Genomic DNA, 22,718 nt, shown 5'->3' with positions numbered 1-22,718 from the left:
ACGTAACCTTGGGAGCTTCCGTGAAGGACGCCGCCATGGACTGGCGCGCCCTTCAGACCATCAACATTCTTAAGCTGTGATTGCAGATCAAGAACCAGGCCGTTCGGAACGCCGGATGCGGGTCACCGTCGGCATCGGTAGTGCTTTCATCGGCCATATCGTCGCTGCATGCCCGTGGTTGTCTAGCCTTTTTGCTTTCACCGTCCACGCCGGGCCTGAATCGATTTTTATGGTGGTCTGTCTGACGGGAGCTTTGGAACTGATGCTCTTCGTCGTCTGCATGACGCTGGGAGTAGTCCTGCTGCACAACCGAGGGCGGTACTTCGGGACAGGTCTCCTGACCGGATGGTGCGCCGGCTTGATCACGGTCCTCGGCGGAGGCACCGCCTTGATCGGGTTGCTCGCTGCGCCGTGACCGTAGTCGCCGACTCCAGACCAGCGTGGCTGCGAAGCAATCGCCGCGTCATCAACGACGCTTACAGCGAGTTCCGGCTGTTGCGCGCTACGGCAGAGGCAGAGACGGGATCCAGCGCGCGTTGTCTGCGGCATGTGAGGGCGTTCTCGTCACACCTTCGTTAACGTGCCGGAATGATCACCCACTCGGGAGAGCCGGCTCGCACGCTTGATGACGTACAACGGCAGCGAGCACATCACCTCATCCGACGCCTCAGGCACCCAGAGTTGCCGGACGAAGCTGCTGCTGAGCTGCTAGACGAGTTGGAGAAGCTGCTGCTGTATCCGCGAGTCAGCGATCTTCTGTTTTGGCACACGCCCGAACTTACTGACGATGAAGTCATTGACGAGGCGCTCCGGTATCAGCCGTTCGTCGGCTAGCCGACGAAGGGTCGTGGGCACTTGTATACACGCTGCTCGGATGCCGACCATCAGCCACCCCTGCCCGGTATCCGGCACCGCCAGCGCCCGATCGGCGGCAGATGAGCGCGTTGACCTCGGCTGATCACCAAGCGTTAGGCACCCGACCGCTTGGCCTTATAGAAGGCATACAGCGCGTTGAGCTGTCCGATCCAGAAAGCTTGCTTCGCCATTGCAGACGACCGCTGCGGGAGCACGCCCAACTCGACCGCCAAGACATAGAAACCGGGCCCCGCATCGTTGGCATTCAAATACTGAACCAAGGCCGATATCAGCAGGTTGGTCGTCGGACGATTACGCTCCACGATCAAACCGAGCAAGTGACCCATAGCGGCACGTTCGCTGTCCTGGTCGAAATCGAATCCGCGTATGCCGGTCCGCCGTCGTAGCGTGGCATCGAGCTCGGTGTACGTCGTGGTGTTCTCAAGGCGTGCCCGTTCGACGAGGAACGCCAAGCCGACGGAGGTTAGCTGGTCCCACTCCTCGTCGCTGCGCCCGTAGCCAGCCATCGGTTGTCTCCCTGCGTTCGTGTCGAGTTGCAGCCTCTGGCCAAGAGCATCGGCGCCAAAGCCGGTCTACCACCCTGAGGGCGCGGCACGCCATCGCCAAACTAGACGCGAAGGTTGGGACTGAGCTGATCTCGGTCGGCACCCACTCCGACCAATAAACGCTCCGCCAGCGGGGCTGTTGCCCGACTACAGCCTCGAGCGCCTGGCTCCGGGGTGGCCAAGAAGCGGTTATGTTGGTTGGTGGCCCGGTCATTGCGTCTTCTGGGGGGACTTCGTGGCATATCTCGAGGACGTCCTGGCAAGTCGAGATCTTCGCTTCGAGGCCGCACTGGCCGAGGCGCGTGCGCTGTTCCACCACGGCGAGGCCGGGGCGTTGTTCGAAGACCTCGTCCTGAAGATCATTCACGAGATGCTGCCGGGCACCTACACCGCGCGGAGCGTACTCCTGGCGGGAACGGACGAGACGAGGAAGCAACTGGACGTCGGCGTCTTCCCGGAATCCATTCCACCGTTGATCAGGCAGCTCAACATCGATGCGTTGACCGCGGTCGGGGAGATTAAAACTCGGCTGAGTACCAAAGACAGCATCACCACGATCTCCGACAAGCTCGCCGCCGAGGCGAGCTCGCGAGGTCGGTTACGGGCTGTGCCGTTCTTTGTGCTGGTCGGCAAACTCGAACACAGCACTGCATGGCTGTGCGACTTGGTCGCGGCCCTGCACCTCAATGCCGCCGCACAAGTGTGGCCCGCTGTGTTCAGCTTCGACCGCGACAATGCAACGTCCGTCCTGCGGCTTACCCGAGATTCCGCGTTACGCGCCGAAACGGCGGAAGGAGAAATTCTGGAAGGGCTGGTGACGATCGACCGGTCCAGCCTTTCTCCCTCCGCCGTCTTATACCTTTGGCTTTGGGCTGCTATCTACGCCGACGAGCCCGTTCACAGCATGGATTTCCGCTTCATGCGGGAAGCCGTCCGGGAACTCACTGGCGAAGGGCTGGCCGTGCGATACCGGCAAGACGGGTCGGCCAACTCCCGGGACATCCCCGCGGTGCGCCTGCTCCTGCCCGAGGATCAGCCGATCAGCCCTGCCGCAGCCCAGGTGATTCCGCGAGACGCGCGAGCCCTCCCGAACCACCGTTTTCTTGTTGATGAGGAACCTGCCCCCGCGGCGCCGGACGGGCGTCGCGTCATGTTGATCAGCCTCGGACCGTGGACGGACGAGGAAGACACTTGGGACGAGTCGAAGTGGGGTGGGGACGCCCAAGAGACCCGGACAGGCTACGGCTACCGGGAAGGCATGAGCGATGCCGAACTGCTCAACGCCGCCAGACTGTTTTGGAAATGGAATCCCCGCTCGCGGGTCTGGACGGGTGTCGATTATGCGGTGGTGGCCCACGCAGGTCGTACACGGGCCGTCCTCCGCATCGACAAATCGATCGGACCGTTCTGGGGCAGGTGGGGTTTCCAAGGACGTGTCGCTAAAGACTCCGCGCTGAACTCAGAACTGGTCGACCGGGAGGTACCACGACGCCAGAACCCCATCACGTCGATCACCTTGTAAGACAATGGCCGACCTGCCGGCTGATGATGCGCTGGGCGAGCGTCCAGGCCAGCACTCCATCATCCTGCCACGGCTCTATGCGCGGCATAGCGGGCCCAGGCTAGGCGCGCGCTGATCGGCGCGAGCGGGCACTGGCCGGCACCCACTCGCGCCTGGACGCAGGTCAACGAGCGGCTGAACGCGGGTCAACGAGCGGATCGTGGCATCTGAGGGCGGCTCGCTCGGTTGACCGGAGCCGGACCGGCCTGTCGGCAACACCTGCTCGTTTAGTCTGGAATCGTGCTTGAAGCAGGTGGTCGGCGGCGAAGCCAGCCGGCACCGCCCCATGTCGTCTTCGAAGCGCTGACCGAACCGGACCGCGACCCGGCCCGTCGATGGCTACTGCTCTTGAACGATGAGCAACCACCGCGGGTGATCGCCGCCGAGCAGCCGAATTCTGTCGTCTGGTCCTCGCTGTGGGCGAAGCGGCCCGACGCGCAGATCCGGTTCGACCTGGCAGCCGACGGCACTGGTGGCACCCGGCTGGGGTGGACTCTGCTCGTCGTCGAGCCGCTGCCGGACTCCTCGAACCTCGGACACATGCGCAAACGGATCAATGAGCTGATCAATGCGAATCTGCGGTACACGTTCGGGCAGTAGCCCACCGGCACCGGATGGGGGCTATTCATGTTGGTAGACCTGCTGGCGGAGATACAGCGGCAAAGTGGCTGCGAGACCGGCGTGGGGCTGGAGTCGGTCGTCAGCCTGGAGTTGTTCTTCGAAGGCAACGACGATCTGGGATCGATCGGCTGCAACCTGGCCGATCATCCAGGGATCGAATATTTCCATGCCACCCTACTCGCGCTGCGGGAGCGACCCGATGTCGACGACGTACGGGTCGGCATCAGCGAGGTCATGGGCGACGACGAATGGCCTTTCAGTGATCATGTCTACGTCGTCGCCAGTGCCTCCGCGGCCGAGGTGCTGCGCTCCACTGCCGCGCTCCACCCCGAGCCGGAATTGGGATCAGACTGGTGGACGGGCAGCCCGCCCGCCATCGAGATTCCCATACCCGAAGGACAACGACTCATGACTCTCTGGTGGGACTAGTCCAAAGGCGGCGGCGGTATTCCACCGCCAGTCGACCCCGTCGGCTGCCGACTTTCGTAGCCGCGCACAGGGAGCCGTTTCGCCTGCGGTACATTCCCTCAGTCTCGTCGTCTAGGGGCCTAGGATCCCGTGCGCCCTTCGGGGACACGGAGGCGCGGGTTCGAATCCCGTCGAGGCACTCGGCCGACGCCGTCTGCGGCGTCGGCCGACATACTTTCGTGCTGCTTCCGGCTACGGGGTCGGCACCGAGATCGGTGACCATGTCGCTCCGCCGTCCCGCGATGTCCAGTAGGTGCCGGCGCTCGTCATGGCCGTGATCATCCCGCCGCGCTCGATGAAACTGGAGACAGCGGGCATGGTGTCGGGGGTGGTGAAGGTGCGGCCCCCGTCGGCGCTGATCATCGGACCGTCCCGTTCCGTCCCGATCAGCAGTTGTCCATCCGGCTGGATGATCGCGCCGGTGATCGAGGCGGGCTGCTCTTCGCCGTCTCGTATCCGGGTCCAGGTTCGGCCGGCGTCCGTGCTGGCGTACAGGGGCCCGAAGCCGTTCTTGACGCCGTGGCGTTGCACGGTGAACACCGCGTACCGCTGCTTCCCGGGGCCTACCAGGAGTTTCGGCCCGGACAGTAGCTTCTCCGGCTTGGGAAGACGAGACACCGACCAGGTACGGCCACCGTCGCGCGTAATGGCCAGAGCGGGAGCGCCGCCCCGGGCGATGCCGGAGATCCAGCGAGTGCCGTCGGGGGCGATCGTGGATTCCGATGAGTCGTGAACGCTCTCCAGCGGTACGTCGCCCACCTTCAACCGCATACCCGTCGCCGGGTCGATCACCGTCAGTTCGCGCCTGTCGCAGTTCGGGTCGGCACAGTGGGTGTGAAGGCGCGCCTTCGCTGGAATCGCGGTAACGGTTCGCGTCACGGAGTTCGGCGCCGAACGCCATGTACGCCCGGCGTCGAGGCTTACCCACCATGTCCCGCGATCCTCGATCACGACGGTCTGTGCGGTGACGGCGTGCAGGTCGGCGCTGTAGCCCTCGAGCGGAGGGACCTCGGCCAACGGGACCCTCCGATGCTGGTAGGTGCGGCCTCCGTCGATGCTGACGGCCAATCCGTACGAGCAGGGCTGCTTTTCGTCCGGGCATGTCGAGGTCAGCGCGAACCCGTGATCCCGGTCGACGAACTGGACGAACAGGGCGCCGAAATGCGGTCCGTTCACCTCGCCGGTGTCCACCCCGGCAACGACGTCGTCGGAAGGCATCGCCTGCGCGAGCGCCGCGCCGTCACTCCGGCTGGGCTTGTCGCCTGCCGCATCCGTCGTCGCAACGCCGATCGCCGCCAGCAACACCGTGGCGATGACGGCACCGCCGGCTCGCCGGTACCACCTGTCTGCTGTCGGCCCTCGCGGGTCGGGTGATGGTTCGTCGTGTGGGCCGGCCTCGCTCCAGACGATCAGCTCACGACGCGGTGTGGCGGGCATACGGCCGTCTCCTTCCGGTGGGTGTACTCAATGACACCGCCGGGGCGAAGACGGTTCCGAAGCCGGAGTTCCGAGAGGGCGTCGAGCGATGACCGGCGGAGCAACGGTCCGGACGATCAGATCAGTCCCACCACACGCGCCAGACGGGGGCATTCATCAGACCGGCGGCCAGTTCGGTGAGAGTGTCAGCGTGGTAGTAGTCGAATCCGCCGTCGTTGTACTGGCGGTATTCCCAGGCCAGGGCCAGTGCGTCGGGCGGGGTGGTCGGCGGGCGGGCGACGGCGTATTCGAGGGTGGTGTCGGTCCAGACGACCGGTTCGGCTCCGTACCGGCCGTGCCAGTAACGCATGATCGCGGAATGCTCGGCCGGGTCCGGGGACCAGAAGACACTGTGTTGCAGGGTCACCGGCACCAGCCACGGTGCGGTGGCGGGCACCAGGGCGACGGTGACTTCGGCCGGCTCCCCGTTCCAGCTGTAGGGGAGCCCGAATCCGGGTTGTTCTGGTTTCTCGGGCCATACTCCTTCACCGGCCAGTTCGGCGCGCAGCTTCGCGGCGTAGTTCGGGGAACTGGTGCTCAGGTACCGCTCGCCGAGTTCGGCCAGAAGCGCGGCGCCGTTCAGCGCCTGCGCGTCGGCTGCCGACCAGACCTGTCCGTTGTTGGAGGGGTACGACTCGGTCAGCTGCCCAGGGGTGTCGACATCCATCAGGAGCGGCCAAAGCCCACTCGCGGGATGGGCCAGCCGCAGCTGTTCCCACCACCGCAGGGCCTCGTCGCCTTCAGCCTGGAACCCGATGACCTCTGCTCCGGTCGGCGTGACGAGCAACGGCTGCGTAGGTGGTGTGTCTCGCATCCGATCATGGTGCCGCAAAGGTGGCCGGCTGCCGGCGGGGGAGGGACGTCGACCGGCCGCCGTCCAACGACCATCATCTGGTGCAACGGGTGGCCCCCGCTGTTACCGTCACGGTTCGTGAGTCAAAGCGGCAGCCAAGCAGCGGCGTTCTTTCGCGAGGTGGCGCGCCATCAGGTCGTATGGTGGGTTCGAGACGATCAGGGAAGCCCGGCACCGGAGGTTTCCACCGGCGTACGGGCGATGCCGTTCTGGTCGTCGCCGGTTCGCGCTCAACGAGCGGCCGAGATCTGGGGCGGTGGTTTGCGTCCCGAGAGCATGACGCCTGGTGGGCTGGGACTTCACGGTGGCAGAGGTGACGAATCGCTTGGCATCGATCAGGTTCGGGCCCGGTCGGCATGGTCGGTGATGTGCGGAATCGCCAGGAATCTGTCCAGTTCGGCTGTCGAGCCGATGGTCGAGCGAAGGTCGGCGTCGTTCGCGTACTCGTGAATCGCGCGTGCCAGCAGTTGCGCGTCGACGCCCGCGGCCGGCAGTAGCGCCGGACCGCTGTATCGAAAGCCGCGCCGGCGCACCAGTTCCGGATGCGCGAGATGGAGGGTCACCTGCTGCGCGTCGCGCGGTCGGGCCGAACGGGGAGTGGCCAGGGCCTGCCAAGGTAGGAACAGAGATCCGAAAACATCCCGGAACTCGATCCCGTCCGGAGTCAGTCGCGTTCCGAATCGGCCCAGCGCCGCCCGCCAGAAGGCGGCCAGTTGACCGGTGAGGAGAACCGCGAGGATCGCGGCGAGCCACCAGAGTCCCTCGTCCGCCGCGACGGCCCGGACCGGCCCACCCAGCAGGAAGAACACGAAGAACGTCTGACCCGTCGCGGCGAGGACCGCACTCGGGCCGACTGGGACGTCGAAGGCGGACGCCTCGGGCCGTGCCACCAGCTTCGCCGGATGAAAGACGCGGGCGGCGAAGGCCGAGCACAGCAGGAACGGGATGGCGGGCAGGATGCCGACCGCGAGCCGGAACCCTAGGTGATGGCCGTTCTCGGCGTACCGAGGCAGTACCTGGAGGGCGACGGCGGTCAGTAGTGCCGTGGTCGACAGCACCGCCCGCCGCCGAACCACCCACCCGAGAACCAGGAGCCCGGTCCGTAACCCGGCATACAGGCGCCGATGCAAGGCCGGACAGTCGATGCCGTGGGTCACGCTCGGGGGGCCCAGCCGCGCAACATGGCGTGAACTGCCGAGTCGAAGCCGTGGTCCGCGGTGGTGCTGTCGAGCGCCCCGGCCAGTTCGAGGGCGACGAGCCCGTGCAGTGTGACCCAGAGGGACAGGGCGATGGCGGTCGGGTCGCCGTCGAGTACCGGTGTGGCCAGGCCTCGGTGGATCGCGTCGAGCAGTGGCCGGACCGGGTCGCCGGCACCGGCCGGGCCGGACGGGTCGAACGACTGGACGCCGCCGAACAGGACCGCGTAGAGGTGACGGTTGCGGACCGCCCAGTGCCGGTAGGCACGGCAGAGTGCGTGGATGTCGGCGAGCGGATCGGCTCCGGTGGGGACGGCGGACATCTCCGCGAACAGTCCGGCGACCGCTCTGGCGCGGACCTCGTCGATCAGCGCGTCCTTGCTGCCGAACAGCGTGTAGACCGCTGCGGTGGCGGCGCCCGCGGCGGTGGCCAGGGCGCGGATGCTGATCGATTCGCTGGGGCGGGTGGCCAGCATCTCGGTGGCGGTCTGGACCAGTCGGTCCTTCACCGCGTCGTCGTTGGTTCTCGGCCTGCCCACGACGCCCAGCCTACGGGCCTGCCGGGCGACCGTCGTTCACCGTGCGGCGTACCTCTCCACTGTTTTGATACGGTGTTTCAAAACAGTGTTCAGAAACTTGGAGGAGATGCGGCATGCGACTCTGCCTGGCGGTGGGTGCGTTCGGAGGACTCGTCCTGCTCTTCCTCGTGCTGATCGTCGCCACCGACGGGGCTCGAAACGGGCTCGTCGCCTGGCTGTTGACGTTTCTCGCCGCGACGGCGGCCGTGCTCGGGTTCGGCCGACGGCACACCCGGCGGATCCGGCTCAGGCGGCTGCTGCCGGTGGCGGCCGCCGCGGCGCTGACCATCACGGTGTGCATTCCCACCGTCCCCACCCAGCGGCGCCACCCCGTGGACCTGCCCTTCGCCGCGGCTCGACACTGGCAGCTGGCCTCCGGCAGCCGAGTCGCGGTCTACCACTACCCGCCCGCCCCCGGCTCTCCGCGCCGCCCGACACCGCTCGTGTACCTGCACGGCGGCCCGATCCGCGGCATCTCCCTGCTCGACCACGCCTTCCTGCAACTGCTGGCGCGCGAGGGCCACGACGTCTACGCCTACGAACAGGCCGGCGCGGGACGTAGCGACCTGCTTCGCATGGACGAGTACGGCATCGACCGGCTGACCACCGACCTGGGCGACTTCCTCGACCGCCTGGGCGGCCGGGGGCAGGTCGACGTGCTCGGGTTCTCCGCGGGTGCGATCGTTCTCACCCGGGCCCTGGCCGACCCCCGGCAGGCCGCCCGGGTACGCCGGGCGATCATCGCCGAACCGGGCCCGATGGACGGCCCCACCGCGCGCATCGACGGGCACCCGGGAAGACCGTCCGCCCGGGGAGCCGCCCCCGATCCGGCGGGCCCCCGCTCCACCCACCTACCCCGATACGGCGTGGCCTTCGGCCTCCTGCGCCTCGGGCTCCTGGGGTTCGACAACGGTCTGGTCGGCCAGGCCGAAGGTGTCAACGCGTTCACCGCCGCCGACCTCGGCAGCGACACCGCCTCCGCCTACTGCGCACATGACGCACACCGCATTCCGGTCGAGGACGACCCGCAGAACTTCTCCTTCAACGCCGCCGCCAGTCTTCGAGTGCAGCAGACCATCAGAGACTCGCCGTCCCTGGCCCCGCGACTGGGGAGTTCCGGCACCCCGACGATGCTGATGATCGCCGAGTGCTCCTCGCAGATCCGGCAGTGGGCGACCGCCGTCCTGGCGGCCGGGCCCGCCGTCGAACGGACTCAGTACCTGCCCGGCGTCGGACACCGCATGTGGAACGGCCTCGACGACAACAACCGACGAGCGGCCGGCGTCATCACCGCCTTCCTCGACGGCCGGCCGGCGCCGCTGCCGAACTACCCGACGCGCGCCGACATCCCGACGTTCCTGCAAGATCATCGATGACGGTACGGCGGTGCCGCTCCGGGCGTACCCGGGAGATGTCGTTGATCTTGATCTGGTCGTGATCCGAAGGATCAGGGTGGCAGCGGTCTCGTGGGTCGGGCACAGTGGATGCCGGCACGTGAGGGGGACACGGTGGCGCTTCCAGGTTGGGTGGAGTCCCTGCGGCGTCGGGTGGTGCGGCCGCCCGGTTCGGCCGTCGACCTGCGGCCGCTCTGGGCCGAGGCGCGGGGGACGGGCACGCCACGAGCCGAGCTCTGTGCGGTCGCCCGGGAGACGGCATGGCAGACGCTGGGGCTGCGGCCGTACGACGAGCAGCTCGTCGGGGCTCTGGCGCTGATCGGCGGCCGGGTGGTGCAGATGGCGACCGGTGAGGGCAAGACCCTGACCGCCGCGATCGCCGCGGCCGAGCTCAGCCGGGGCGGGCCGGTGCACGTGCTGACCGTCAACGACTATCTGGCGCGGCGTGACGTGGAGTGGATGTGGCCGTTCTACGAGCGGCTCGGCGTCTCCGTGGGCTGGGTGACCGGGGCCTGCACGCCGGAGGAGCGGCGGATGGCGTATGCGCGTGACGTCACCTACGTCTCGGTCAACGAGGTCGGCTTCGACTTCCTCCGCGACGGGCTCTGCACCGACGCCGCGGACCGGGTGCAGCGACCCCTGCACGCCGTCATCGTCGACGAGGCCGACTCCATTCTGGTCGACGAGGCGCGGGTGCCGTTGGTGCTGGCGGGTTCCACCGGCATGGAGGCTGATCTGGCGCCGGGCATCGCCGTGCTGGTCCGGGCGATGATCCGCGACGAGCACTACACGGTCGCCGACGAGAATCAGGCCGTGCACCTCACCCCGGCCGGCATCGAGTTCGCCGAGGAGGGTCTCGGCGGTGTCGACCTCTACCAGCCGGAGAATTTGGATCTGCTGACCGCCGTCAATCTGGCGCTGTACGCGTCGGCGCTGCTCACCCGGGACGTCGACTACATCGTCCGGGACGGCCGGGTCGAACTCGTCGACGGCTTCCGTGGCCGGGTCGCCGGGCGCCGCCGCTGGCCGGACGGGCTACAGGCGGCGGTCGAGGCCGAAGAGGGGCTGACCGGCAGCGGCGGCGGCACGATCCTGGCCACGATCACCCTGCAGGCGCTGCTCGGGCAGTACCGCAAGGTGGCCGGGATGACCGGCACCGCCCTGCCGGTCGGGGAGCAGCTGCGCGAGTTCTACGGCCTGGAGATCGCCGTCCTGCCGCCGCACCGGCCGTGCATCCGCCTGGACGCACCCGACCGGGTGTACGAGACCGCCGGGCAGCGTGACGCCGCCGTCGTCGCGGAGGTCGCCCGGACCCACGCGACCGGCCGGCCGATACTACTGGCGACGGCGAGTGTCGCCGACTCGGAGGCGCTCGGCGCGCGCCTGAGCGACGCGGGCATCCCGTGCACCGTCCTGAACGCCCGTAACGACGCCAGGGAAGCCGCGATCGTCGCCGAGGCCGGGCTTCCCGGGGCCGTCACCGTCTCCACCCAGATGACCGGGCGCGGCGTCGACATCCGGCTCGGCGGCAGTGACCAGGCCGACCACGCGCGGGTTGCGGCGCTCGGCGGTCTCTACGTGATCGGGGTCGGCCGCCACGACAGCAGCCGCGTCGACGATCAGGTGCGCGGCCGGGCCGGGCGGCAGGGTGATCCGGGCGGCTCGGTGTTCTTCGTGAGCAGGGAGGACGAGCTGCTTCTGCGGTACGGGCAACGCCCGGCCGCCGACGCGCAGCGCCTCGCCGAACAGGTCGATCTCCAGGTGCACCGCAACACCTGGCGCTACCACTACCTGCTCGAACAGCACCGGACCACGATCGCCGCGTACCGGGAGCAGATCCTCACCACCGACCGCGCGCCGGAGGTGATGGCCCGGTTCCACCCGGTCGACCGGCGGCTCACGGCCGTGGCCCGGCAGTTGCTGCTGTTCCACCTGGACCAGGCGTGGGCCGATCACCTGTCCGACATGGCCGAACTCCGGGAAGGCATCCACCTGCGCTCGATCGCCAACCTGGACCCGCTCGACGAGTTCCACCGCGCCGCGATCCCCGCTTTCCGGCAGCTGATCCCGGCGGCCGAGCAGCGTGCCGCCGACGCGTTCGGGGCTCTCGACCCGGCCGCGCCCGACCCGGTCATCGACCGCCCGAGCGCCACCTGGACCTACGTCGTCGACGACACCCCGTTCGAGGCGGGCCTGGAGCAGTTCTTCTCCGGCCTGCGCAACCTGCTGCGCTCCGGCTGGTCGTCCACCGCGGGCCGCTGAACCACGGGCATCGCTTCTCGCCCACCCGGCGTAGCGTCGCTGTCGTGGAGTCGTTTTCCCGCAACGGCATGCGGTTCGACGTGTCGGACGAGGGGCCGGTGGGTGCGGAGACGGTGGTGCTCCTGCACGGGTTCCCGCAGAGTGCTCGATCGTGGATCGGCGTTTCCCGGCCGCTGCTGGCGGCCGGTTACCGGGTCATCGCGCCGGACCAGCGTGGTTACAGCCCGCAGGCCCGGCCCCGGTCCCGGCGGGCCTACCGGCTCGACGAGCTGGTGGCCGACGTCGTGGCCCTGATCGATGCCGCCGGGGCCGAGCGGGTTCACCTGGTGGGCCACGACTGGGGCGGTGGGGTGGCGTGGATGTTCGCCGCCATGCGGCCGGATCGGCTGCACACCCTGACCGCGGTTTCCGCGCCGCACCCGCGTGCGGTGGTGAAGGCCATGCTGACCGGTCGGCAGGCCTGGCAGGCGTGGCATGTCGGCTTCTTTCAGCTGCCATGGCTTCCCGAGGCCGCCATCCGGTCGCGGGATGGCCGGCTCGCGGTGGCGATGCTCGAGCGATCCGGTCTCGACGCTGAGACGGCGAGGGCGTACGTCGACCGGCTCAGCACCGACCCCGGCCGGCTGGCCGCCGCGTTGCGCTGGTATCGCGCGATGCCGCTGGACACCTGCGTCGGGCTCGGGACCGGCGCGGTCACCGTCCCGACGACGTATGTCTGGAGCACCGACGACATCGCCATCGGTCGCCGTGCCGCGGAACTGACCGGCCGGTGGGTGACCGGCCCGTTCGACTTCAAGGTCCTCGACGGCGTCTCGCACTGGATTCCCGAACAGGCACCGGATGAGCTGGCCAGGTACATCCTGGAGCGGATCAGAAGCGTCGCGCCGACGACCTGAATGACACGTCGTCAAGGAGAAGTCTCCGGTCGGTCAGCGGGGCGACATCAGGCCGGCGGTGAGACGGCCGCGGCCGGCGGTTCGGGAGAGCACGATGCGGTCGATCTCGGTGTGTGGCTGTTTGGTGCCGGGCAGGCCGTCGGCCAGGGTGCGGATGGTCAGCGTGGTCGGCCGGCCCGGGGCCGCGGGCACCGCGTCGATGGCCAGGAAGGCGTATCCGTCGTAGCGGACCTGCGACCAGTCGACCGACTCCGGCACGCGGGTCCCGCTCACCTGCCCGCCCTTGGCGGTGTTGGCCGGACTGGCCGCCCAGACGTAACTGTTGGCCACGGTCTCGGTGGTGTTCTCCGGGTTCGCCGGTCGGTATCCGCGGTAGCGTTCCCCCTCGGCCAGCGCCTGCGGCCCGCTGACCTTGACACCTTTCGGGGCGGGCGCCGACGGGCCGGGCGCGGGTCGGAACGGATAGCGGGGCCGGCCTCCCGAACCCGCACAGATGTAGGTCACCCCGTCGACGGCCGGGTGAATGGTGGAACCGTCCGGTGCCGAACGGGTCTTGTGGCCGTACCGAATCGGGTCGGTCCTTTCGAATTGATGGTTGTGTCCCTGGATGGCCAGGTCCACCTGGTAGCGGGAGAAGAGCGGGTCGAGGACGTCGCGCACGCCGCCGTCGGAGGCGTGGTTGTTCGAGGTGGCGTACGCGCAGTGGTGGAAGAACGCGACGATGAAGTCGATTCTGCTGCCGGAACGCCATTCGGCCAGCACCTTCTCGATCCAGGTGGCCTGCGCACCGCCGGAATAGCCGGTGTTGGTCTGCAATTCGGCGGACAGTTCGTTGGCGTCGATCGAGAGGAAACCGACGTTGCCGTAGACGAACCGGTAGACCGACGGGCAGTCGTGCGGCCCGTTGGACGGCATGTCGAGCCGGGTGCGATGCCCGCCGTAACCGTGCGAACCGTGGATCGGCTCCATGTCGTGGTTTCCGGTGGTGAACATCCACGGAATGTGCGCGGCCAGCGGTTCGATCTGATTCAGGAACACATCCCAGACGTACGGGTTGAACATGTTCTTTCCCGGCGGTGCGGTCCTGGACATCGCGAGAGTGTCATCGGCGGGCAGGCCGGAGCCGGTCGGGTTGGCGTAGCAGATGTCGCCCGCGAGCAGTGTGAACGCCGGTTTCTGGGTGCCCATCAGGCCGATCTGGGTGACGGCCGGCCAGGGGTCGGTGCCGTTGGCGCCGGCGACCGGGTCGGTGCTCCAGTAGGAGTTGTTGTCGAACACGCCGGCCGGCCAGGTGCCGTCGGCGCGGAGGACGGCGGCCGGTTGCTGGTGCCAGGAGTGGCGCGGGTCGGTGGGCGCGTTGTGGGTGCCGACGTCGGCGAAGGCGGTGAACGTGAAGGGCTTGGCGACGCCGGACGTGGGTGCGGCGGAGAAGTGCGCGTCGCCGCTGACGGTGCCGTCGGAGAGCCGGATCCGGTAGTGGTGGACGGCGCCGGGGTCGAGTTCACCGAGCATGGCCTTGACGTAGAACTGGCTGCACACCGGGCCGCCGACGATCTTGTCGGTGCCGGTGAGGTGGTGGATGGTCGCGTCGTGGCGGGTGCCGTAGTCACCCGGCGCGCGGCCGACCTCGACGACGGCGCGCAGGTCCTTCGGGAGTTTGCCGGTGCTGCTCACGAGTTGGGCGGTGACGGCCATGGCGGCGCTCGGTGAGCCGTCGGCGGCGGGTACGAACGACAGGTGCCGCCCGGAGACGACCACACCGGCCTTGCCGGCCCTACCGCCGCCGGCTGCGAACGCGGCGTCGGCGAGCCGGAACTGGCCGGCCGCGATCCCGCCGGCGCCGGCCATCACCGCCTGTAACGCCGAGCGGCGGCTGATGCGGTGCCGGTTCAGCAGCCGCGTGTTCTGCTCGGTGTACTCGTCGATGCTGACAATGCCCATACCGCAGATATTGCGACATACCGGGTCCGTTTGGCGGCGACTCGCGGAAAAGCCTCATCCGGCCTTCAGGGTTCGAACGCGTCCGGCGTCGCCGCCGACTCTTCGTTCAACCCCGTCGTCTCGTCAGACGCGGGTGCTCGACCGATAACGGATTGACCGTTTCGCTTCGTCCATCTTGGATCAGGCCATGGTATCGAGGCGCCGGTGGTGGCTGCTGATCGGAATCGGTGTGGTTCTCCTCTGGGCCGGGATCGCGGTCGCCGCGGCATCGGTACTGAAACAGCCGGATACGGCCGCCCCAGCCCCAGCCCCGGCCCCGGCCTCGGCCTCGCCGGTCGCCCCGGCTTCGGCGGCGCCGACCGGTGAGCCCATGTCGATCACCCCGGCCGGGATCGGGCCGGCGCTGCTCAACGGCGCCGTGGCACCGCTGGTCACGGCGGGGCTGTTCAGCAAAGGCGACGCCGCCATGTGCGACACGACACTGTCCGGATCCGGGGCTCTGGCCGACGTGGCGGCCTACACCGACCCCGGCGGCACGATCGTGGAGCAGCTCTGGATCCACTCGCCGAAGCTGACCACCCGCACGGGGGTGCACGTCGGCAGCAGCGAAGCCGAGCTGAAGAAGGCGTACGGCAGCGCGCTGCGACTGTTCCAGGCGAAGGAGAACCCCTACGTCCGGGCGTACTTCCTCGACGAGGGCGGCAACTCGGTGGTCTTCCTGGTCCCCGACGGCGGCGACGGCATCGACAAGATCCTGGTGATGTCGACCGCGCTCGGGGAGGCGAGCGTCCGCAATCTGGAAGGGTTCTGCTGACTGCTCTGTTCGGCGATCAGCCCGGCTGTACTGAGGGCAGGACCGTCCTGGCGCAGGCCGCCTGGTCGGTCGCGCAGTCATGCCGGACGATCGACCCGTTGTCGGCCACGACGAACTGCTGCCGGTATTCGCCGGGCTTGACGTAGGCGGTCATCCGGAACGGCGGCTCGTCCGCGGCCGGGACGACGATCTCCCGGTCCTCGCCGCGGTAGCGCAGGTACAGGTGCAGCCGCCAGGCGTACTCCTGCTTGGTGGCCCGGGCGTCGACGTTGATCACCCACACCTCGCCGCGGCCGACGTCGATGTGTTTGCCGGTGAAGTAGGGTGCGCCGCCGGCGGCGGTCAGGATCGGCCGGGGTGCGTCCAGGTTCAGCTCGACGGTCGTGTTGTCGGTCTCGCCCTGCGGTCTGATGAAGTAGACGGTGCCCCGGCGGGCCGGGACCCGGTCGACGACCTCGACGGTGGCGTCCACCACCGTGACCTTGGCCGAGCGGTTCCCCTCCAGGATCAGCCGGGTGTCGGCGAAACCGGCCGGGACGAACCGCGGGTCGGTGATCGCCGGCTCGGTGGTGACGGCCTCACCGGCCGCGATGCTCAGACCCCGGTTCGTGCTCCCGAAACTCTCCTGGATCTCGACGATCGGCGAACCGGCGAGGTCCTGTACGTGATCCGTGACCCAGGGCAGGACACCGGGGACCGCGGTGGCCACCACCGTGGTGCCGATCAGGGCGAGCAGTGCCTTCGTACCGTTGGAAAGCTTCTGCCAGCCGTTCTGCGGCGTCTCCTCGGGCGTCGGCGCCGGCTTGCGCCGCGCCTGATCCTTCTTCTTCGCGGATACGGTCCGTTTACGCGCCGCCTTCGTCACGCGGTCTCCTCGACCTGCTCGTCCGCCGGTTCCCGACCCTCGTCGTCCTGCTGCGGCGTGTCCGTTCTCGCGGGAAGCGCGGTTAAGCTGACGGTGATCAGCAGCATCGCGCCGGCGGCGAGGTGGAAGCCCGCACCGACCAGGTCGAACGTCGTCGGCAGCGCGGTCTTCTGCCAGACGGACAGGTAGCCGGTGGCGAGCATGACGAGCACCGCGGTGCCGACGATCACCCCGACCAGCCGCAGCCGAACCGCGTGCCGACGCCAGATCAGGGCCAGCACGGTGATCACCAGGCAGGCGAGGAACCCGACGCGGTAGACGCCGAGCCACGCCTGCGCGTCGTCACGGATCATGTCCGGGGTGATCTGGCCCCAGGGGACGACCTGTTCTCCGACGGCGGTTCGATACCAGGGCAGCGTCAGCGACACCGCGGCGAGGACCACCCCGGCCACCAGCAGCAGCCGGTGCACCAGCGGGAACCCGCCGGTGGGCAGCGGGCGCAACCGGAACGAGTCGTTGACCGCGATCTCGACGAACACGGCGCCGGTGACGACCAGCGCGAGACCGAACAGGTACAGCAGCAGACCCACATCCGGTACGGCGTTCCAGACGACGACCTTCGTCGCCTCGTCGGTCGTACCGGTGTGGGCGATGACCTCGGTGCCCTCGCTCAGAAAGAGCGTCAACCCGGTCACGAACGCCCCGGCCGTCGTCCCGCTGATCATGATGCCGAGCCGGGCCAACGACGACCACACCGAGGATCCCCGGCTCACCAGCAGGCCGCCCGCCAGCAGCACGACCCACAGCACGGCCATCGGCGCCGCGACATGGCTCAGATCCGGCAGCCGTACGACATAGCTCACCCGGATCGGGTCGGCGACCCGCGCCCAGTACAGGGTCGTGCCGACCACCGCCAGGGCGCCGCCGGTGAAGGCCAGCGCCGGGGCGACCCCATGCACCACAGTGGATCTGTCACTCATGGCCCGACGATAGCGGCTGCTCCGGAGCCCACTGGTAGTGCGTCGACGTGGTGATCACGTGGAAGCCGCAGCGGCGCAGGATGGGCGCACTGGCCGGGGACGCGTCGACGTGCAGCAGCCGGAAGCCGCGGGCGACCGCCTCCCGCGCCCGGGCGGCGATCATGGCCCGGTAGAGACCGCGGCCCCGCCAGTCGGGCAGGGTCGCGCCGCCGAGCAGCGCGGCGAAGTCGGTGCCCGGGCAGTAGTCCACGAAGGCGGCGCAGACGAGCCGGTCACCGGCCTGGGCAGCCAGGACGGTGAGCTGATCGGGATCGGCCGACACCCGGGCGGCGAGGTCGTCGGCGACCCAGGAACAGTCGACGCCGAACACCTCGGTCTGCAGATCGGCGAAACGGCGCAGGTCCTCGAACGCGGCGAGACGCCGCAACACCACACCGGCGGGCAGGACCGGTTCGGCGGCCACCTTCTCGGCGAAACCGATCAGGACCTGCGACGGCTCCTGCGGTACGAACCCGGCCGCGACCAGCCGCTCCGGAAGCTCCGGGGGCAGATCGTGGGCCCGCACCTTCCACTCGACGCCCTGGCCCCGGGCCTGGAAGTGGTCACGCTGGCGGGCGATCAGGCGGTCGAGTCCGGCGCCGGTGACACCGACGTCACGGGGCGCCCGGATGCGCCCCACGTGCCCGCCGACGATCCGCAAGACCGGGCCGTCGTACTCGTGAGTGATGCCGGTCGGGACCGCGCCCGTCGGCAGGCGCATCTGCGCGTCGTAGGCGGCCAGCAGGGCGCCGGTGTCGACCATGGCCACACGGTGCCAGACGGGTGCCACCGGTCGACTCGTGCAGGGTTCCGGTTCGCGGCGACACCGTTCGGCGGTTTTGTCGGTGCCTCTCGTTAGGGTGGCTGCCATCGGCGAAGGGAGTCTCGTTGCAGTCTCGGATCGAGCGGATCAAGGCGTGTCTCAACGGTGGCCGGCTCCGCGACGAGCATCCGGCCGTGCCGGTCACGCCCGAGGAGTCGGCGGTGCAGGCGGCCGCCGCGGTGGCCGCCGGTGCGGAGGCGCTGCACCTGCATCCGCGCGGTCCCGGCGGTGCGCAGTCGCTGCGGCCCGACGATGTGGCGGCGGCGGTGACCGCGGTGCGCCGGGCCTGCCCGGGCGTGCCGGTGGGGGTGACCACCGGACTGTGGATCAGCGACGGCGACGCCGATCGGCGGCTCACGACGGTGGCCGGCTGGGCCGCTCTGCCGTCGACGGCACGGCCCGACTTCGCCTCGGTCAACGTCGGTGAGCCGGGCTTCGCCGAGCTGGCCGAGGTGCTGCGACGGGCCGAAGTCGGCGTGGAGGCCGGGGTGTGGTCGACCGCCGACGCGCACATGCTGGCCGCCGTCCGGACGCCGGTGACGCGCATCCTGGTCGAGGTGATCGACGGTTCGGCCGCGTCGGCCGTGGCCACGGCCGACGCGATTCTGGCCGCCCTGGATGATGCGGGGCTGTCCGCACCGCGGCTGCTGCACGGCGAGGAAGCGACCTGCTGGCCGCTGGTCGCGCACGCGGGCCGACGGGGACTACCGACCCGCATCGGGCTGGAGGACACGCTGGTCGGCCCGGCCGGCGAGCCGATCGCCGACAACGCGGATCTGGTCCGCCGGGCGTTGACGATCTGGAGTGCGGCCGTGCCACCGGGAGGTCACGAATGGTGACAGGTCTGTCGCACTTGGATATCGTCGCCCTGTGCGACTGCAGCTCACAGTAGACGGTGACGCCGACGCGACGGAACAGCTGCGGAGGTTTCTCGAGGCGGATCCCGACGTCCAGCGATTCGGTGACCTCCGGTATGGGCGGCCGGAGGAACGTGAGCATCTCGGCGTGGACCTTCAGGTGCTGTCGATCGCCGTCACCGGCACCCTCACCACCGCCGGGCTCGTACTGCAGCTGCTCAACTTCCGCCGGACGAAACCGGCCGCGCCGCCGGTCTTCGTCCTCACCCGGGAGTTGCCCGACGGCACGGTGCTGCGCCTGGAACTGCACGACCCGGCGCTGAAGGACGAGGTCATCCGCCGGCTCGAAGGCGGCTGATCGGTTCGATGAACGAGGTCGCCAACCCGGGGAGTTCCGCGGTGGTGCTGATCGGCACCGCCGAGTACGACCACGCGGACGTCGAGAGGGTGCCCTCGGTCAGTGCCAATCTGGACGATCTGTACGACGCGCTGCTGGACCCCGGGATCTGGGGGGTTCCGGCGGAGAACATCACCGTGCTGCGCGACGAACGTGACCCCGCGAGCGTCTACGACGCGATCCGGGCCGCCGCCAGGTCGACCAGGGACGACGGGCTGTTCCTGGTCTACTACGCCGGGCACGGCTTCCCCTACGACGACGACCTGGTGCTCGGCCTGCGCGAGGTCGACCCGCAGTTTCCCGACGAGAAGGGGCTGCGTTACCCGAAGATCCGCCAGGCGACCCAGCTGGCGATCGCGTTGCGCCGTGTGGTGATCCTCGACTGTTGCTTCGCGGGGCGCGCCGGCCGGGAGGTGCTCGACGCGGGCGACGCGGTCAAACAGATCGCCGGCCGTGCCGAGATCTCCGCGGAGGAGACCTATCTGCTGGTCGCGGTGGGTCCCAACGAGCTCGCCAAGGCGCCGCTCAACGACCGGCACACCGCCTTCACCAGCGCGCTGCTGCACGTGCTGACCACCGGCTCGGAGACCGCCGACCCGGTGCTGAGCATCCGGACCGTCGCGGAGAAGGTGATCCGGCGGGTCGTCGCCGCAGGCCACCGGCGGCCGGAGTTCCGGGCCGCCAACGCCGCCGTGGACGCGCCGTTGGTCCGCAACGCCCGTCTGCGCCCCCACGACCTGACCGGCGTCGTGCTGGAGGCGACCGCCGACGTCACCGACCCGGAGCTGCGCGGCGCCGTGATTCTGGTGCTGCGGCACAACGACAGCGGCGCGCTCGGCGTACGGCTCAACCGTGACTTCGGTCCGCTGCCGGCGGCCCTCGACGGGTGGCGTGATCACGTCTCCCTGCCCGACCGGCTCTTCGACGGCGGCCCGGTCGCCCAGGACGGGTTCATCTCGCTGGTCCGGTTGCGGGAGCACGAGGAACGTCCGATCCGGTTCACCGAGGTGACCGGATTGCTCGGGTCGCTGCCGCTGTCCGACGCGCAACAGTCGGCCCGGGACCGCATCGCCGATCTGCGGATCTTCCGCGGCTATCTCGGCTGGCGTCCGGGCGCCCTGGAACGCCTGGTGACCCACGGCCGGCTGCGGATCACCGACACCAATCCGTTCCATGCGGCCTTCGCGCGGGCGCCGTTCACCCGGACCGGCTCGTGACCGAACAGGTGAGACCGCTGCAGGACGCGGAGGAAGACCTGATCAAACAGCTGGTCGCCCGGTACGGCATGGGGCAGCGGATCACGCTGGTGGTCGGCTCCGGCCTCGGCGATCCGGCGGCGCCCCGCCTCGTGGACGTCATCCGCCTCGCCGAGCAGTACGCGCGGGGCCGCGACGACGACGGTGACCTCACCGAGGCGCTGCATCGGGTCCGGGAGAGCACCGGCGAAGGCGGCCCGGCGGCGCTCTACGAGGGGTACCGCCGGGTACTCGCCGACTGGATCTCCGCCGACGAGTTCGACGCGATCGCCCAGCTGTCGGTGTTGAAGCGGTACCGGCCACCCGAGCTGATCGCCAGCCCGCTGGGCAGCCACGGATTCTGGCAGCCGATCACCATGCTGCTCGGTGAGGAGATCGAGGAGGACCACGACTCCTGGCAGCTGTCCGGCTCGATCCGGGCGCTCGGCGCGCTGCTGGCCGAACGCCCGGAGCTGTTCGGTGCCCGGGTGCTGACCACCAACATCGACCCGGCACTGGAGATCGCGATCCGGCGGGCGGGCGGCACCGCGGTGAGCAAGGTGGCGAACCGCACCGGCATCCCGTACCCGCAGACCAGTGACCGGGTCGTCGCGGTGCACCACCTGCACGGCTTCTGGCGTCCGTTGCCGCAGAGTGATCCGGGGCGGCTCACCGAGCACATCGACGAGTCCGCGGTCACGCGCATCGCCCGGCACGCGGCGCCGCTGATCGAGGGTGACCTGGTGTGCGTCCTGGGTTCCAGCGACCGGGGCGCGACCATCAAGGCGGCGCTGGCCGAGACCCGCCGCCGGAATCTGCCGGTGCTGTGGGCCTCGCACGAGCCCGACGCGCCGGATCCCGAGATCGTCGGCTTGTCGTCGGTGCGGCATCTGCGTCCGGTGGACAACGCGCGGTTGTTTCCGGAACTCGCGGAGGCGTTCTCGGTGCGGGTGCCGTCGGGGCCGACCGAGACGGTGAAGGCCCGGCACCCGAACTGGGAGCGGATCTTCGTCTCGCAGCCGGACAGTGAGCCGCCGGAGCCGATCGACGACCTTCTCCGCGAGTTGGAGCGGCGGTTCGGGTGGAAGAGTGGACGGCCCAAGGACGCGCCGCCGATCGGTGCGTCGCCGCTGGTCTACTGGCCGGTGCGGTTGCGTCGCCCGTCAGTGATCCACATGGCGCAGGCGTTCGCGGTCGGTGCGCTCGCCGGCCGTGGCGCGCGGATCGTGGTGGCGCTCGACGACCTCAGCGTCGCGGACAGTGCGGCCCTGCGCGGACCGTTCGAGGCCGAGCTGCGCCGGTGGATCACCCATGTGACTCCGGATCCGGACCTGACCTTCCAGTCCCTGCGGGCGTACGTCGAGAACCGGGATCGGATGCGCGGGCCGGAGGACATGTTGCGGCCGACCGATCCGTGGGTCGTGGCGCGCGAATTCTACGGTCGCCCGGTGTCGCTCTACACGGCGCTGGCAGCGGTCAAGGCACTGCCGCATCTCTCGCCGTTCGACCTCGACATCGAGGAGAGCGCCGCCATGATCGTGCAGAACCTGCAGCAGCAGGGTGCCCGCCGGATCCTCACCCCGATGACCATCTGGGCGTACCTGCACTCGCTGTTGCGGAAGTCTCCGGACGCTTCGGTCATCACCATCAGCGGCCGTGACGAGGGCCTGTTCTGGGATCAGTGGCACCAGATCTTCCGGCACCGGCTCAGCCCGCTCTACAACCCGCGGATCAAGAGCGTGTCGCACGAGTCCGGGATGGTGCGCTGGAGCTCCGCCGAACAGCTGGCCCGCCAACTGCAGACCGTGCCGAGATCGCATGAGGAGGGTCGGTACCTGCACTGGCTCTTCCAGAACGCGGTGCTGCTCCCGGCGTATCTGACCCGCCGCCGTATCCCGGAGGTGGACGGGTTCGCCATCGACTCGTGGGCGGCCTTCGCCGCGGCCATGGAGGCCGACCTGCCGGTGCTCAACCGGCTCGCCGACTGGGCGACCGAGCGGTACCTGGGACCGAACTGATGCTCGCGATGATGGCCTGATCC

The 22,718-nt window shown here is 69.1% G+C and carries 23 protein-coding genes and 1 tRNA gene; 15 read left to right on the top strand and 9 right to left on the bottom strand.

What is annotated here, in order from left to right:
- The first annotated feature begins 115 nt into the window (after positions 1–115).
- Complete coding sequence (locus Q0Z83_RS22265; protein ID WP_317795895.1) at positions 116–415, top strand: hypothetical protein; 300 nt, start codon at positions 116–118, stop codon at positions 413–415.
- 173 nt (positions 416–588) lie between these two features.
- Positions 589–834, top strand: coding sequence for an e9imm peptide (locus tag Q0Z83_RS22260; RefSeq protein WP_317795894.1), 246 nt, complete (start codon positions 589–591; stop codon positions 832–834).
- A 134-nt stretch (positions 835–968) separates the two neighbouring features.
- Here Q0Z83_RS22260 and Q0Z83_RS22255 read toward each other — a convergent pair whose 3' ends face one another.
- Positions 969–1,382, bottom strand: a complete 414-nt coding sequence (locus tag Q0Z83_RS22255; RefSeq protein WP_317795893.1) for a hypothetical protein — start codon at positions 1,380–1,382, stop codon at positions 969–971.
- Between the two features lie 274 nt (positions 1,383–1,656).
- Here Q0Z83_RS22255 and Q0Z83_RS22250 point away from each other — a divergent pair, with 274 nt between their 5' ends.
- From Q0Z83_RS22250 to Q0Z83_RS22235, 4 genes are all read left to right on the top strand, one after another.
- The gene (locus Q0Z83_RS22250; protein ID WP_317795892.1) at positions 1,657–2,943 is read left to right on the top strand and encodes a DUF6602 domain-containing protein; all 1,287 of its coding nucleotides are present in this window, start codon (positions 1,657–1,659) and stop codon (positions 2,941–2,943) included.
- A gap of 279 nt (positions 2,944–3,222) precedes the next feature.
- Positions 3,223–3,582, top strand: a complete 360-nt coding sequence (locus Q0Z83_RS22245; protein ID WP_317795891.1) for an SRPBCC family protein — start codon at positions 3,223–3,225, stop codon at positions 3,580–3,582.
- A 27-nt stretch (positions 3,583–3,609) separates the two neighbouring features.
- Positions 3,610–4,032, top strand: coding sequence for a hypothetical protein (locus Q0Z83_RS22240; protein ID WP_317795890.1), 423 nt, complete (start codon positions 3,610–3,612; stop codon positions 4,030–4,032).
- Between the two features lie 100 nt (positions 4,033–4,132).
- A tRNA-Arg gene (locus tag Q0Z83_RS22235) sits at positions 4,133–4,211 on the top strand.
- A 52-nt stretch (positions 4,212–4,263) separates the two neighbouring features.
- Here Q0Z83_RS22235 and Q0Z83_RS22230 read toward each other — a convergent pair.
- Complete coding sequence (locus Q0Z83_RS22230; protein ID WP_317795889.1) at positions 4,264–5,376, bottom strand: WD40/YVTN/BNR-like repeat-containing protein; 1,113 nt, start codon at positions 5,374–5,376, stop codon at positions 4,264–4,266.
- Positions 5,377–5,629: 253 nt separating this feature from the next.
- Complete coding sequence (locus Q0Z83_RS22225) at positions 5,630–6,361, bottom strand: DUF4253 domain-containing protein (RefSeq protein ID WP_317795888.1); 732 nt, start codon at positions 6,359–6,361, stop codon at positions 5,630–5,632.
- Between Q0Z83_RS22225 and Q0Z83_RS55885 the strand changes: the two genes are divergently transcribed.
- Positions 6,242–6,850 (top strand): DUF2750 domain-containing protein, encoded by a 609-nt coding sequence (locus tag Q0Z83_RS55885; protein WP_378079230.1) that lies wholly within the window; start codon positions 6,242–6,244, stop codon positions 6,848–6,850. The genes Q0Z83_RS22225 and Q0Z83_RS55885 overlap by 120 nt on opposite strands.
- Here the strand turns inward: Q0Z83_RS55885 and Q0Z83_RS22220 are convergent.
- Positions 6,736–7,530, bottom strand: a complete 795-nt coding sequence (locus Q0Z83_RS22220; RefSeq protein ID WP_317795887.1) for a hypothetical protein — start codon at positions 7,528–7,530, stop codon at positions 6,736–6,738. The two genes, Q0Z83_RS55885 and Q0Z83_RS22220, sit on opposite strands and share 115 nt — an antisense overlap.
- 23 nt (positions 7,531–7,553) lie before the next feature.
- Positions 7,554–8,135 (bottom strand): TetR/AcrR family transcriptional regulator, encoded by a 582-nt coding sequence (locus Q0Z83_RS22215; protein WP_317795886.1) that lies wholly within the window; start codon positions 8,133–8,135, stop codon positions 7,554–7,556.
- 113 nt (positions 8,136–8,248) lie between these two features.
- Here Q0Z83_RS22215 and Q0Z83_RS22210 point away from each other — a divergent pair, with 113 nt between their 5' ends.
- The 3 genes from Q0Z83_RS22210 (at position 8,249) to Q0Z83_RS22200 (ending at position 12,726) form a co-directional block, all read left to right on the top strand.
- Positions 8,249–9,550 (top strand): alpha/beta hydrolase, encoded by a 1,302-nt coding sequence (locus tag Q0Z83_RS22210; protein WP_317795885.1) that lies wholly within the window; start codon positions 8,249–8,251, stop codon positions 9,548–9,550.
- A 132-nt stretch (positions 9,551–9,682) separates the two neighbouring features.
- Positions 9,683–11,830 (top strand): accessory Sec system translocase SecA2, encoded by a 2,148-nt coding sequence (gene secA2 / locus Q0Z83_RS22205; protein WP_317795884.1) that lies wholly within the window; start codon positions 9,683–9,685, stop codon positions 11,828–11,830.
- 44 nt (positions 11,831–11,874) lie between these two features.
- Complete coding sequence (locus tag Q0Z83_RS22200) at positions 11,875–12,726, top strand: alpha/beta fold hydrolase (RefSeq protein ID WP_317795883.1); 852 nt, start codon at positions 11,875–11,877, stop codon at positions 12,724–12,726.
- A 33-nt stretch (positions 12,727–12,759) separates the two neighbouring features.
- Here the strand turns inward: Q0Z83_RS22200 and Q0Z83_RS22195 are convergent, their stop codons facing one another.
- Positions 12,760–14,667 carry a metallophosphoesterase gene (locus Q0Z83_RS22195; protein WP_317795882.1) on the bottom strand — a complete coding sequence of 636 codons (1,908 nt, stop codon included), beginning with the start codon at positions 14,665–14,667 and terminating at the stop codon, positions 12,760–12,762.
- Positions 14,668–15,037: 370 nt separating this feature from the next.
- Between Q0Z83_RS22195 and Q0Z83_RS22190 the strand changes: the two genes are divergently transcribed.
- Positions 15,038–15,481, top strand: coding sequence for a hypothetical protein (locus Q0Z83_RS22190; RefSeq protein ID WP_317795881.1), 444 nt, complete (start codon positions 15,038–15,040; stop codon positions 15,479–15,481).
- A gap of 16 nt (positions 15,482–15,497) precedes the next feature.
- Here the strand turns inward: Q0Z83_RS22190 and Q0Z83_RS22185 are convergent, their stop codons facing one another.
- Genes Q0Z83_RS22185 through Q0Z83_RS22175 form a run of 3 tightly spaced genes read right to left on the bottom strand, consistent with a single transcriptional unit; the run spans position 15,498 to position 18,128 of the window.
- On the bottom strand, positions 15,498–16,346 hold the full coding sequence (locus tag Q0Z83_RS22185) for a hypothetical protein (RefSeq protein ID WP_317795880.1): 849 nt from the start codon (positions 16,344–16,346) through the stop codon (positions 15,498–15,500).
- Entirely contained in the window at positions 16,343–17,326 is a 984-nt protein-coding gene (locus tag Q0Z83_RS22180; protein ID WP_317795879.1) for a hypothetical protein, read from the bottom strand. The genes Q0Z83_RS22185 and Q0Z83_RS22180 overlap by 4 nt, the downstream gene beginning before the upstream one ends.
- Positions 17,319–18,128 (bottom strand): GNAT family N-acetyltransferase, encoded by an 810-nt coding sequence (locus Q0Z83_RS22175; RefSeq protein WP_317795878.1) that lies wholly within the window; start codon positions 18,126–18,128, stop codon positions 17,319–17,321. The genes Q0Z83_RS22180 and Q0Z83_RS22175 overlap by 8 nt, the downstream gene beginning before the upstream one ends.
- A gap of 125 nt (positions 18,129–18,253) precedes the next feature.
- Here Q0Z83_RS22175 and Q0Z83_RS22170 point away from each other — a divergent pair, with 125 nt between their 5' ends.
- From Q0Z83_RS22170 to Q0Z83_RS22155, 4 genes are read left to right on the top strand one after another with little or no spacing between them, the layout of a single operon-like run.
- On the top strand, positions 18,254–19,027 hold the full coding sequence (locus tag Q0Z83_RS22170) for a 3-keto-5-aminohexanoate cleavage protein (RefSeq protein ID WP_317795877.1): 774 nt from the start codon (positions 18,254–18,256) through the stop codon (positions 19,025–19,027).
- Between the two features lie 31 nt (positions 19,028–19,058).
- A complete protein-coding gene (locus Q0Z83_RS22165; protein WP_317795876.1) occupies positions 19,059–19,403 on the top strand; it encodes an effector-associated constant component EACC1 in 345 nt (114 codons plus the stop codon).
- 8 nt (positions 19,404–19,411) lie between these two features.
- Positions 19,412–20,659, top strand: coding sequence for a YqgE/AlgH family protein (locus Q0Z83_RS22160; protein ID WP_317795875.1), 1,248 nt, complete (start codon positions 19,412–19,414; stop codon positions 20,657–20,659).
- On the top strand, positions 20,656–22,695 hold the full coding sequence (locus tag Q0Z83_RS22155; protein WP_317795874.1) for an SIR2 family protein: 2,040 nt from the start codon (positions 20,656–20,658) through the stop codon (positions 22,693–22,695). Before Q0Z83_RS22160 ends, Q0Z83_RS22155 begins: the two co-directional genes overlap by 4 nt.
- Positions 22,696–22,718: the final 23 nt, after the last annotated feature.

It is taken from the genome of Actinoplanes sichuanensis, from assembly GCF_033097365.1.
GTDB classification, from domain to species: Bacteria; Actinomycetota; Actinomycetes; order Mycobacteriales; family Micromonosporaceae; genus Actinoplanes; species Actinoplanes sichuanensis.
This window is presented reverse-complemented; position numbering and strand designations above follow the sequence as displayed.